Annotated in this window: 13 protein-coding genes; 8 read left to right on the plus strand and 5 right to left on the minus strand. The window is 62.5% G+C overall.

What is annotated here, in order from left to right; genetic code table 11:
• Positions 1-35 precede the first annotated feature (35 nt).
• Positions 36-914 (plus strand): LysR family transcriptional regulator, encoded by an 879-nt coding sequence (locus C4Q26_RS07675; protein ID WP_104882942.1) that lies wholly within the window; start codon positions 36-38, stop codon positions 912-914.
• Positions 915-989: 75 nt separating this feature from the next.
• Here the strand turns inward: C4Q26_RS07675 and C4Q26_RS07680 are convergent, their stop codons facing one another.
• Positions 990-1,445 (minus strand): flavodoxin, encoded by a 456-nt coding sequence (locus C4Q26_RS07680; RefSeq protein ID WP_027908045.1) that lies wholly within the window; start codon positions 1,443-1,445, stop codon positions 990-992.
• 105 nt (positions 1,446-1,550) lie between these two features.
• On the opposite strand from C4Q26_RS07680, the gene C4Q26_RS07685 reads away from it, so the two are divergent.
• Both C4Q26_RS07685 and C4Q26_RS07690 read left to right on the plus strand, forming a co-directional pair.
• A complete protein-coding gene (locus tag C4Q26_RS07685; RefSeq protein WP_023378722.1) occupies positions 1,551-1,979 on the plus strand; it encodes a PAS domain S-box protein in 429 nt (142 codons plus the stop codon).
• Positions 1,980-2,035: 56 nt separating this feature from the next.
• Complete coding sequence (locus C4Q26_RS07690) at positions 2,036-2,653, plus strand: hypothetical protein (protein ID WP_023378721.1); 618 nt, start codon at positions 2,036-2,038, stop codon at positions 2,651-2,653.
• Here the strand turns inward: C4Q26_RS07690 and C4Q26_RS07695 are convergent.
• Complete coding sequence (locus tag C4Q26_RS07695) at positions 2,638-3,567, minus strand: MerR family transcriptional regulator (RefSeq protein ID WP_104882943.1); 930 nt, start codon at positions 3,565-3,567, stop codon at positions 2,638-2,640. The two genes, C4Q26_RS07690 and C4Q26_RS07695, sit on opposite strands and share 16 nt — an antisense overlap.
• A gap of 218 nt (positions 3,568-3,785) precedes the next feature.
• Here C4Q26_RS07695 and C4Q26_RS07700 point away from each other — a divergent pair, with 218 nt between their 5' ends.
• From C4Q26_RS07700 to C4Q26_RS07715, 4 genes are all read left to right on the plus strand, one after another.
• A complete protein-coding gene (locus C4Q26_RS07700) occupies positions 3,786-4,346 on the plus strand; it encodes a hypothetical protein (RefSeq protein WP_023378719.1) in 561 nt (186 codons plus the stop codon).
• Between the two features lie 77 nt (positions 4,347-4,423).
• The gene (folM, locus tag C4Q26_RS07705; RefSeq protein ID WP_023378718.1) at positions 4,424-5,116 is read left to right on the plus strand and encodes a dihydromonapterin reductase; all 693 of its coding nucleotides are present in this window, start codon (positions 4,424-4,426) and stop codon (positions 5,114-5,116) included.
• Between the two features lie 9 nt (positions 5,117-5,125).
• Positions 5,126-5,422: a DUF1244 domain-containing protein gene (locus C4Q26_RS07710; protein ID WP_023378717.1), complete on the plus strand. Its 297-nt coding sequence runs from the start codon at positions 5,126-5,128 to the stop codon at positions 5,420-5,422.
• Positions 5,415-5,756: a HopJ type III effector protein gene (locus tag C4Q26_RS07715; protein WP_027908042.1), complete on the plus strand. Its 342-nt coding sequence runs from the start codon at positions 5,415-5,417 to the stop codon at positions 5,754-5,756. The genes C4Q26_RS07710 and C4Q26_RS07715 overlap by 8 nt, the downstream gene beginning before the upstream one ends.
• A 68-nt stretch (positions 5,757-5,824) precedes the next feature.
• Here the strand turns inward: C4Q26_RS07715 and C4Q26_RS07720 are convergent, their stop codons facing one another.
• Together C4Q26_RS07720 and fabV are read right to left on the minus strand one after the other, a co-directional pair.
• A complete protein-coding gene (locus tag C4Q26_RS07720) occupies positions 5,825-6,736 on the minus strand; it encodes an alpha/beta fold hydrolase (RefSeq protein ID WP_023378715.1) in 912 nt (303 codons plus the stop codon).
• A 139-nt stretch (positions 6,737-6,875) separates the two neighbouring features.
• Positions 6,876-8,087 carry an enoyl-ACP reductase FabV gene (gene fabV / locus C4Q26_RS07725; protein ID WP_023378714.1) on the minus strand — a complete coding sequence of 404 codons (1,212 nt, stop codon included), beginning with the start codon at positions 8,085-8,087 and terminating at the stop codon, positions 6,876-6,878.
• Positions 8,088-8,401: 314 nt separating this feature from the next.
• Here fabV and C4Q26_RS07730 point away from each other — a divergent pair, with 314 nt between their 5' ends.
• On the plus strand, positions 8,402-9,580 hold the full coding sequence (locus tag C4Q26_RS07730) for an acetyl-CoA C-acetyltransferase (RefSeq protein ID WP_104882945.1): 1,179 nt from the start codon (positions 8,402-8,404) through the stop codon (positions 9,578-9,580).
• Between the two features lie 73 nt (positions 9,581-9,653).
• Here the strand turns inward: C4Q26_RS07730 and metE are convergent, their stop codons facing one another.
• Positions 9,654-11,942: a 5-methyltetrahydropteroyltriglutamate--homocysteine S-methyltransferase gene (metE, locus tag C4Q26_RS07735; RefSeq protein WP_023378712.1), complete on the minus strand. Its 2,289-nt coding sequence runs from the start codon at positions 11,940-11,942 to the stop codon at positions 9,654-9,656.
• Positions 11,943-12,007: the final 65 nt, after the last annotated feature.

Raw genomic sequence — 12,007 nt, forward strand, 5'->3', positions numbered from 1 at the left:
TAGACTGCACGGCATTCCATTTTGGAATTCAGGCCATGGAATTCAAACAACTGCGTAGCTTCATCGAAGTGGTCAACCGCGGGGGGTTCACGCAAGCCGCGCACACCCTGCACATCAGCCAGTCCGCGGTCAGCAAACAGGTCGCTCAACTTGAGCAAGATGTAGGCCAGCCCCTGCTGGAGCGCCAGGCTTCGCAGCTGCACCTGACCGCTGCCGGGCGCATCGTCCTTGAGCGTGGCGAAGCCTTGCTGCGCCAACGCCAGGCGCTACTCGAAGAACTCGACGACCTGAACCAGATGGGCCGGGGTGAACTGCGCCTTGGCCTGCCGCTGTTAGGCAGCGATGCCTTGTTCGCGGGGCTGTTCGCCGAGTATCGACGGCGCTACCCGAATATCTCGATCCAACTGCTCGAAGGCGGCAGCCACAGCATGGAACAAGCGGTGAGAACCGGCGAACTGGAACTTGGCGGCAGCCTGACGCCCAGTGACCCGGCCTTCGCGTACCAACCGTTCTGTAACGAGCCTTTGGATGTGCTGTTGCCGGCTGGGCATGCATTGGCGGGCCTGGGCCAGATCGATCTACATCAGTTGGCCGAGACACCGTTTCTGCTGTACCAGCGCAGCTTCGTACTGAACGACCGCTTGCTCAAGGCTTGTCAGCAGCAGGGATTCACGCCGAAGGAAGGTGGACGCAGCGGCCAGGCTGACTTTCTGGCTGCGCTGGTGGCGGCGGGCCAAGGCGTGGTGCTGCTGCCCCGGGTGGTGGCAAAAGCGCTGGAGCGCCCCGGAGTGGTGCGCCTGGCACTGCGCGCGCCCACGGAGCTGCGCTGGGACATCGCCTTTATCTGGCTGCGCGGGGCCTATCTGTCGCGGGCGGCGCAGGCATGGTTGCAATTGGTGCGGCAGGCGCCTTGAGCGTCTTGACCGACCTCATCGCCGCCAAGCCGGCTCCTGCGAGGTCCGCAGCGGACCTGGCAGGAGCCGCTGGAATCAGCCTTTGAGCGCCTGGGCCAGCTCGGCCAGCCAAGGCTCGGCATCGGCCTCCGGGGTTACCGTCTCGCTCGCATCCAGACGCAGCATCGGCTGCACTTCACGCACGCCCAGTTCGGCGAACAGCTCGCGCATTTGCTCGCCGCCACCGCAGAAGGTATCACCGTAGCTGGAGTCGCCCAGGGCGATCACCGCGCCCGGCAGGCCACGCCAGGCAGCGGGCAAGGTGTCACGAATGGTGCAGTACAGCGGCATGAGGTTGTCCGGCAGCTCACCCATGCCGGTGGTCGAGGTGACCGCCAGCAAGGCCTCTGGCGCGAAGCCCTGCAAATCCTGCAACGTAGCCCGCGCAGCGTGCCAGGCGTCGAAACCTGCTGCCTTGAGCAAGGACTCGGCGTGACGGGCGACTTCTTCGGCGGTGCCATACACCGACCCGGAAATAATGGCGACTTTCATCGGGGAGAGGATTCCGAAACTGAGTGAAAACGTAGGATACTAACATCCGGCGCTGGCAAAAGGCCGCCTCTACCATAGTCCTCCTTTTCAATTGATGGCCCGGACATGATCAACGCGCAATTGCTGCAATCCATGGTCGATGCGTCCAACGACGGTATCGTGGTTGCCGAACAGGAGGGCGAAGACACCATCCTGATCTACGTGAACGCGGCGTTCGAACGCCTGACCGGATACAGCCGGGACGAGATTCTCTACCAGGACTGCCGTTTCCTGCAGGCCGACGATCGCGATCAACTCGGCCGTGCGCGCATCCGCAAAGCCCTCGCCGAAGGCCGCCCGTGCCGAGAAGTGCTACGCAACTACCGCAAGGACGGCACGGCTTTCTGGAACGAGTTGTCCATCACACCGGTCAAGAACGACGCCGAGCAACGAACCTATTTCATCGGCATCCAGAAGGATGTCAGCCGGCAGGTCGAGCTGGAGCGCGAGCTGGCCGAACTCAATGCCCGCCTGAATTCCGACGAACGTACCTGAACCAAGCCCCAGGAGCATTGTCCATCCCGTTGAAGAAATCGCCTCCGAGTTCGATCATGCAAGCAAACGCGCTCCTGACCCAGGACGAGCTGGACTTCATACAGGGCATGCAGCACACGCCGCAGCTGAACCTGGCCGACCCCATGTCGAGCCTGCTGGTCAATGGCGACCGCCGCATCCAGACCTTGCTCACCCGCCTTGTGGCCAATGAGCAGGTGACGTTGCAGGCCCAATTCAACAACCAGCAGATCAGCTTCCCGCTGCAACTGGTCGAAGACGAGTTCCACGCCCTGCACCTGCAACTGGGCTCACCGGAAATCTACGAGGACGGCCCGATGCTGCGTCCCTGGCGCCTGACGCTGGACCAGCCGAGCGCGTTGCTCGATGCTCACGACAAGGTCAGCGGACTGTGGGTGCGCGAAATCTCCTTCAAAGGGGCGCTGCTGGAAGTTCGTGACCTCAAGCATGCCCCAGCGCATTTCGAGCTGTATTTCGCCCCAGGTGGAATCACACCGATCGAGTTGCAGGGGACTCTGGGCCGGCGCATTGGTCCAGATCTGGCTGCCTATGACCTGAGCCAAAGCCCGGCTGAAGAAATCGAGCGGCTGCGCGAGTACATTCTCCAGGCACATCGCCAGGCCCACCCTGAACTGTACGCTCAGGTATCGAGCTGACCGGCCAGAAACTGCCGCAAGCGCCGCCGCATCAACCCCGCCTCAGCGCCCAGACACGCCACCGGGCTTCCTGCCAGACTGTCCTGGGCCAGCTCCGCGGCTTCTCCAGCCAAGAGTAGTGGGCACTCCAGCCCCACCACCAGGCGCACCAAACGTTTGCCAAGGTCCAGCGTCAATTGGTGATTGGAGAACATCACCAAGGCAGCGGGACGCAACCGCTCGCAGACCAGCGTGAGTTCTTCAAGCGGTTGCCCTGGGGCCAGCAAGGTCACCGCCACGTCATCACTGCTCAAGAGCAGGCCGGCCACCAGCAACTCCAGCTCTTGGCAAGGCCCGGGCAGAGCCGCCATCAGCACTCGCTGAGTACCGCTCTTGCGCGAAGACTGCAGCAGCGACAGCACGCGTCCTCGCAAGAACTGATCAAGGAACAGCCATTCGCTGGTCTGCCCAAACATCCCATGCCCTGCCGCCAGATCGTGCCAGACCGGCAGAAACAGCTCCGTGAAAGCGTTCTGTAGGGTGCCATGGGCCAATGCCTGGTCGAACAACTGCCCCAGAATCGCGCTGTCGAAGGTGCGCAAGGCCTCGCGTAACCGGGCCTGGCACGGCCCCTGGGCATTGGCTGTGACGGCGGGACGGGCTTCGCGCGCCACGGCCTGGGCTCGGGCAAGAATGCCACCGACCTTGCTCACCGCGACACCACGCTCGAGCCAGCCCAGGATCAGGCGAATGTCGTCGATATCGGCTTGGGAATAAAGACGATGGCCACTGTCGGTTCGGGTCGGTTGGATCAGCCCGTAGCGCCTTTCCCAGGCACGCAGGGTCACCGGGTTGACGCCCGTGAGGCGGGAAACTTCGCGGATTGGAAACAGGTCCTGGTGTTCCAGGCCGGCCTCCATTGCCGTTTTGTTCATCTGCACTAAGCACCCTGTGCGCTTTGATTGAACGCGCATACTACTACGACAGAATAGATTATCGGTCTGTGACCGTTCGCCGCCTGAGACTTGCCTGGCGCTCAACAGTCGCGATAATCCGTGCCCGATTCTTGCATGTTCGCCTGCGTCGCCCACCACCCCGGGCGACACAGCCAAGGGGCCAGCTACCCGCCAGCCCCGTCGTCAGGAGATACACGATGTCTACGCCACCCGTCACCCTGATGGTGTCACGTCGCGCCGCCCATGGCCGCTACCAGGACTTGCTGGCCTGGCTACACGAAGGCGAGCAACTGGCCACCGATTTTCCCGGCTATCTTGGTTCGGGCATCCTCGCACCGCCCCACGATGGCGATGAATTTCAGATCATCTTCCGCTTCAGCGACGAACCCACCCTGCACGCTTGGGAACATTCCGCCTCGCGCCGAGCCTGGTTGCAGCGGGGCAACGGCCTGTTCGAGCGCCCCAAAGAGAGGCGCGTAACCGGCATTGACGACTGGTTCGGCACTAATATGGTGCAAAAACCGCCGCGTTGGAAGCAAGCCGTTGCTATCTGGCTCGCCTTCTTCCCGGTTTCGCTGCTGTTCAATCTGCTGTTCGGCCATTGGCTGGCGGCCTTGGACCTGGTACCCCGGGTGATGCTCAGCACACTGATGCTGACCCCCGTGATGGTCTATGTCTTCATTCCTCTCTCCACCCGCCTGCTGGCCAACTGGCTTAATGCCACGCCACACACCGGCGCGGCGCTACGCAGCCGTTGAGGCCAGGCCACGCAAGAGGGAAACAGTTCGGGTATGCTGGTCAGCAATGAAAGGACAGACAAGTTGACCGCCCGAACATGAACAGCCCAATCCTCGTTACCGGAGCCAGCCAGCGTGTCGGGCTGGCTCTGGCCCTCGAACTGGCACAGGCCGGCCATACGGTGATCAGTGCCAGCCGCAGCCTCCAGCCGCAACCTGCGCACCCGAATATCGTCCCGTTCAAGGCCGACCTCTGCCAGCAGGCCGATCGCCAGGCATTGATCGACTTCCTGCACAGTCATTACGACGGATTGCGAGCGATCATCCACAACGCTTCGCTGTGGCTGGATGACGGCCTCGACAACCTCGAGACCATGTTCCGCCTTCACGTCGAAGCGCCCTACCACCTGAACCTGGCACTGGGCGACCTGCTGTCCAAGGTGGACAAGGCCGATATCATTCACATCTGCGACGAGACCTCCTCGCGCGGCAGCAAGAGCCACATCGGCTATGCCGCCACCAAGGCCGCATTGCAGAACATGGTGCTGTCATTCGCCGAAAAATATGCGCCCAAGGTGCATGTCAACGGTATCCTCCCGGGCCTGTTGATCCTCAAGGAAGGCGGCGATGAAGCGTACCGCCAGCAGACGCTGAAAAAGGCCCTGCTGGAATTCGAACCCGGCGCCGGCCCACTGATCGAGACGGTCAAATACCTGCTTGCCAGCCAGTACAGCACCGGCAGCCAGGTGGTCATCAATGGCGGCCGTCACCTGAAGAATCGCATGACCTGAGAGAACCCCATGACGCCTCAACAGCAACTCGAACTCGAGGCCGCCGCATTCCGGCGCCTGGTCGAACACCTGCAAAAACGCACCGATGTTCAGAACATCGACCTGATGAACCTCTCCGGCTTCTGCCGAAACTGCCTGTCGAAGTGGTACAAGGCCGCCGCCGACGAGCGCCAGGTCGAACTGAGCATGGATGATGCGCGCGAAGCGGTGTACGGCATGCCCTACGCCGAGTGGAAAGCCCAATACCAGAAAGAAGCCAGCGCCGAGCAGCAAGCGGCGTTTGAAAAAGGAAAACCTCGTGACTGATCTGAATTCCCTGCGCGCCAGCCTGACCAGCGGCGAACACGTCTTTGCCGACACCCTGGCGTTCATTGCCGCCCACTACAGCTACCAGCCGCAGGCCTTCAACAACGGCGGTGTCGAGAACGCCGCCGGCCAGAACGAAGGCTCGTGCAAGACCTTGGGCCTGGCCCTGCTAGAAGGCCTGAGCGATGAGGAAGCACTGCTGGCATTCGGCGAGCACTACCGCAGCGTGCTGGCGACCCCTGAAGGCAGCGACCACGGCAATATCCGTGCACTGATCAAGCAGGGTTTGGCTGGCGTGAAGTTCGCCGAGCAGCCACTCTCGCGCCTGGCGTGAGCCCCGCGTGATTCATCGCCGGCAAGCCGGGTCCTGCAAGACCGCTGCAGGGGCCGGCTTGCCGGCAATCAGGCCGAAAAGATCTGCCCCGCCCACTCGGCCGAAACCTCCCCCCGCTGCAACCAGGCAAGCGCAATCGGCCACAGCGGCTCGCGGAAGCGGTCGTGGAAGAATGCGAAATGGCCGATCTCTCGGACTGAGATATCCACAGGCGCCAGGCGCAGGTGCAACCGCTGTGCATGCTTCAAGTACCCCAGCAGGCGCTCTGTCGCCGCCACCGTGCCAAACGGGTCGTCGGTCAGGCTGATCGCCAGCGTCGCAGCGCGCACCTGGGCAAAGGGCAAGCCTTGCAGCTGCCTCCCGCTGGGGCGCTGCTCGTAACGTGGAGTGCGCGCCGTCCAGTCCTGTACCACCCCCGCCGGTGTATCTTCCATCCAGCCCAGACGCTTGCCGGGGAAATACCCGAAAACCCGCGTCAGCAACGGCATCACCACATGCCATTTACCCAACAGCCGCCAACGCTGGTCCGCCGCATAGTCACGCCAATAGGCGAATTGCGCCCCTACCATCACCACTCGCCGCACCTGCCCGGCCGACGGCGCCAGTCCTACTGCGCAACCGCCGAAGCTGTGCCCGACCACATCCACGGGCTGCCCTGGAAACTGCTGTGCGGCATAGGTCAGCATGGCTTCGAAATCCAACTGCCCCCAGTCACTCCAGGACGCCTTGAACCCGCGTAGCGAATTCGGGCGTGACTCGCCGATGCCACGGTAGTCGTAGGTCAGCACATCCCAGCCGTGGGCGAACAGGTAGTCGGCAAAACGCGAGTAGTAGCGGCAACGCACCGAAGTGGCGGCGTTGATGATCACCAGGGGACGCTGGGCGTCGGGTTCGGCGTGACGCCAGAGGAAACCTCCGAGGCTGTAGCCGTCGGCGGTGGCGTGACGAAAAGCAGTGGCGGGCTGGGTAAGGCTGCTCATGGCGCGCGTCCTGTTGTTGTGCGCCAACGCTAGCAAAAAATGGCATGTCTGTACCGGCCCTATCGCCGGCACGCCGACCCCTACAGGATTTGCAGGAGCCGACTTGTCGGCGATCAGGGGCAGTACGGGCCGGACCCGATTACAGCTCGATGCAGTCGAACTTCACGTCGGTAGCCACATCTTCGTCGTAGTTGACGTCAGCACGCTCGAAACCGAACAGGTTGAGGAACTGCTTCTTGTAACCGGCATAGTCGGTCAGCTCGAACAGGTTCTCGGTGGTCACTTGCGGCCACAGCGCCTTGCAGGCGTCCTGTACGTCGTCGCGCAGCTCCCAATCGTCCAGGCGCAGACGGCCCTTTTCATCGACGTCGGCCGGCTGGCCATCGGCACGGTACATGCGGTCGCGGAACATACGGTCCAGCTGGTCCTGGGTGCCCTCGTGGACGCCCTTTTCCTGCATGATCTTGAACACCATCGACAGGTACAGCGGCATCACCGGAATGGCCGAGCTGGCCTGGGTGACCACCGATTTGAGCACTGCCACGTTGGCGCCGCCCTTGATCTCACCGGCCAGTTTCTTGTCCAGGCGCAGGGCGGTTTCGTCCAGGTCCTGCTTGGCCTTGCCCAGGGCACCATGCCAGTAGATCGGCCAGGTGATTTCGGTGCCGATGTAGCTGAAGGCAACGGTGCGTGCGCCTTCGGCGAGCACGTTGGCGCCTGCCAGGGCGTCGATCCACAGTTGCCAGTCCTGGCCACCCATGACGGTGACGGTATCGGCGATTTCCTGCTCGGTGGCCGGCTCGATGCTGGCCTCGATGATGGTGTCCTTGTTGGTGTCGATAGCGGTCGACTTGTACGGCTGACCGATCGGCTTGAGCGAGGAACGAACCAGCTCACCGGTCTGTGGCAGCTTACGCACAGGCGAAGCCAGCGAGTAGATCACCAAGTCGACCTGGCCGCCCATTTCGTTCTTGATCAGTTCGATGACCTTGGCGCGGGCTTCGTCCGAGAAGGCATCACCGTTGATCGACTTGCTGTACAGGCCTTCGGCTTTGGCGAACTTGTCGAAGGCAGCGGCGTTGTACCAGCCGGCGGTACCCGCCTTGGTCTCGGTGCCCGGTTTTTCGAAGAACACACCCAGGGTATCGGCCTTGAAGCCAAAGGCTGCGGTGATGCGAGCAGCCAGGCCGTAGCCACTGGAGGCACCAATGACCAGGACCTTCTTCGGACCATCCTCGCGCACGCCCAGCTTGCGGGTGGCTTCGATCTGGTCACGGACGTTGAGCTCGCAGCCCTTCGGGTGGGTCGTGGTGCAGATGAAACCGCGGACCTTAGGATGAATGATGGCCAATGTCTGTACCTCGTCAGGTTTATGCCAGGAAGCGCCGCCACGGGCGATTCCGATTGATCTAGAGGGTGAGACTACCCCCACCGGTTATCCGACACATATTACGGGGTGATTGGGGGGATTCAAACCGCGCGAGGCGTTCTGGCGCCCATCCGGTGACACCAGGTTGAAGTATCCGCACGAAGAGCGGCGAGGCCAGGCACTCATTTGTTTTTCATATCAATGCCAAAGAAAAACAAACTTAACAAATGAACCCAACCGACCGATGCTGGCGGTAATGCGCCCGCGCGGCGCCCCCTTGCCCGGAGAACAACAAAATGAACGACGTGGTGATCGTCGCCGCAACCCGCACCGCCATCGGCAGCTTCCAGGGTGCCTTGGCCAACGTGCCTGCCGTAGAGCTCGGCGCGGCCGTGATCAAGCATCTGCTGGAGCAAACCCGACTGGACCCGGCCCAGGTCGACGAAGTGATCCTTGGCCAGGTACTCACCGCGGGAGCCGGCCAGAACCCTGCCCGCCAAGCGGCGATCAAGGCCGGCCTGCCCTACAGTGTGCCAGCGCTGACCCTGAACAAGGTTTGCGGCTCGGGCCTCAAGGCCCTGCACCTGGCGGCCCAGGCTATTCGCTGCGGCGACGCCGAGGTGGTGATTGCCGGCGGCCAGGAGAACATGAGCTTGTCGCCTTATGTCATGCCGTCGGCCCGCACCGGCCAGCGCATGGGCCATGGCCAACTGGTCGACAGCATGATCACCGACGGCCTGTGGGACGCGTTCAACGACTACCACATGGGCATCACCGCCGAGAACCTGGTGGACAAGTACGGCCTGAGCCGTGAGCAGCAGGATGCCTTTGCCGCCGAGTCCCAACGCAAGGCCGTGGCTGCCATCGAGTCCGGGCGCTTCAAGGACGAGATCACCCCGATCGTGCTGGCGCAGAAAAAAGGCGACCCCAAGGTCTTCGACCGTGACGAGCAACCTCGCCCCGACACGACTGCACAATCCCTGGCCAAACTGCGCCCGGCATTCAAGAAGGATGGCAGCGTGACCGCAGGCAATGCCTCCAGCCTCAACGACGGCGCTGCGGCCGTGCTGCTGATGAGCTCCAGCAAGGCCCAAGCCCTGGGCTTGCCGGTGCTGGCGAGGATTGCCGCCTACGCCAGCGCGGGGGTAGACCCGGCGATCATGGGCATCGGCCCGGTATCCGCCAGCCAGCGTTGCCTGGACAAGGCCGGCTGGCAGCTGGCCGACCTGGACCTGATCGAAGCGAACGAAGCCTTCGCAGCACAAGCCCTGGCCGTGGGCAAGGCGCTGGAATGGGATACCGACAAGGTCAATGTCAATGGTGGAGCCATTGCCCTGGGCCACCCGATCGGGGCTTCCGGATGCCGCGTACTGGTGACGCTGCTGCACGAAATGATCAAACGCGATGCGAAGAAAGGGCTGGCTACCCTGTGCATTGGTGGTGGGCAGGGCGTTGCCCTGGCCATCGAGCGCTGATTCGTGGCTCATCGCCGGCACGCCTGCCGCCTACGTCGCACCTGTAGGAGCCAGCTTGCCGGCGATAAGGTCATCACGCCGTGGCGCGCAGCTCGCGTGCCGCAGCGACCATGTTGACCAACGCCGCTTCGGTTTCCGGCCAGCCACGGGTCTTCAGCCCGCAATCCGGATTCACCCACAAGCGCGCGGCTGGAATACGCTGAGCCGCCTTGCGCAGCAACTTGACCATCTCTTCACGACTGGGCACTCGCGGCGAGTGGATGTCGTATACGCCTGGACCGATCTCGTTGGGGTAGTCGAACTGCTCGAAGGCTTCCAGCAACTCCATGTCCGAACGCGAGGTCTCGATGGTGATCACATCCGCGTCCATGGCGGCGATCGACTCGATCACGTCATTGAACTCGCTGTAGCACATGTGGGTGTGGATCTGGGTTTCGTCACGCACGCCCGACGCACACAGTCGGAAGGCCTCGGTCGCCCATTCCAGGTACGCCGCCCATGCACTGCGGCGCAGAGGCAAGCCCTCGCGGAACGCTGCTTCGTCGATCTGTACGATCCTGATGCCCGCTGCTTCCAGGTCGACCACTTCGTCGCGAATCGCCAGCGCCAGCTGGCGGGCCTGGGTTTCCCGGCTCACATCCTCGCGTGGGAACGACCACATCAGCATGGTCACCGGCCCGGTCAGCATGCCCTTCATCACCTTGCTGGTGAGGCTCTGGGCGTAGCTGATCCAACCCACGGTCATGGGCTTGGGACGGCTCAGGTCACCGTAGATCACCGCAGGCTTCACGCAGCGTGAACCGTAGCTCTGGACCCAGCCGAAACGGGTGAACACATAGCCATCGAGTTGTTCAGCAAAGTATTCGACCATGTCATTGCGCTCGGCTTCACCGTGCACCAGCACATCCAGGCCCAGGCTTTCCTGGATCTCGACAGCGTGACGGATCTCGCTGTGCATGGCTTCGACATAGTCGGCCTCGGTCAGTTTGCCCTGCTTGAACGACTGGCGCGCCAGGCGAATAGCCGAGGTCTGCGGGAACGAGCCAATGGTGGTGGTCGGAAACGCTGGTAGGGCCAGGCCTGCGCGTTGCTTGACAATACGCTGTTCGAAGGCCGATTGGCGCTGGCTGTCGGCGGGCCTGATGGCCGCCAGACGCGCCTGCACCGCGGGCTTGTGGATACGCGGCGAAGCAGCGCGGCTGGCCTGCACCGCTCGGCTACGCTCCAGGGCCACCGCCACTTCGGCCGCTTGCGGCTGATTGAGCGCCTGGGCCAGCACCGCCACCTCTTCGCACTTCTGTACAGCGAAAGCCAACCAGCTTTTGAGCTCGGTATCGAGCTGGTCTTCACGGGCCAGATCCACTGGGCTGTGCAGCAGCGAGCAGGACGGTGCGACCCACAGGCGATCACCCAGGCGGTCATGGGCATTACGCGCCACTTGCAGGGCTTTTTCCAGGTCGCAGCGCCAGACGTTCCGACCGTTGACCAGCCCCAGCGACAACACCTTGTAGGCCGGCAGACGGTCGAGGATGGTCGGGTACTGTTCCGGCGCACGTACCAGGTCGATGTGCAAACCATCGACGGGCAGGTTGGCAGCCAGGCCCAGGTTGTCTTCAAGGCCGCCAAAATAAGTGGCGACCAGCTTCTTCAGCGGTGCACGCTGAAGGATGTTGTAGGCACGCTCGAACGCGTTTTTCCAATCTTGTGGCAGGTCCAGGGCCAGAATCGGCTCATCGATCTGCACCCACTCCACGCCTTGGATAGCCAAACGATTGAGGATCTGGTCGTAGAGCGGCAGCAGGCGATCGAGCAAGTCGAGCTTGTCGAAGTCCGATCCCTTGGTCTTGCCTAGCCACAGGTAGGTCAAGGGGCCGATCACCACCGGCTTGACCCCATGCCCCAGCGCCTTGGCTTCGTCTACTTCCTCGAACAGCTGTTCCCAGCTCAGGCTGAACAGCTGGTCTGCGGTGAACTCCGGGACCAGGTAGTGGTAGTTGGTGTCGAACCACTTGGTCATTTCCTGAGCGTGAGCACCGCCACAGCAGTTGGCACTGACGCCACGTGCCATGGCGAACAGCGTCTGCAGGGTAGGTCTGGCGCCGTCCTGGCCACGGAATCGCTCAGGGATCACGCCAAACGTCAGGGAGTGGGTCAGTACCTGGTCATACCAGGCAAAATCGCCCACTGGCAGCAAGTCGATACCCGCGTCCTTTTGCAACTGCCAGTGACTGGCACGCAGCGCACGGCCGACCTCTCGCAGTCCGGCTTCGTCAAGCTCGCCCTTCCAGAAAGCTTCCTGGGCCTTTTTCAGCTCGCGATCGCGGCCGATACGCGGAAAGCCGAGGTTGTGTGCCAGTGCCATGTTCTTGTCCCTCAGAATGCAGAAAATGAATGAGGGAATTGTCAGGCACGGGTAATCTTGAGACA

This window comes from Pseudomonas sp. SWI44, from assembly GCF_002947915.1.
Taxonomy (GTDB): domain Bacteria; phylum Pseudomonadota; class Gammaproteobacteria; order Pseudomonadales; family Pseudomonadaceae; genus Aquipseudomonas; species Aquipseudomonas taiwanensis.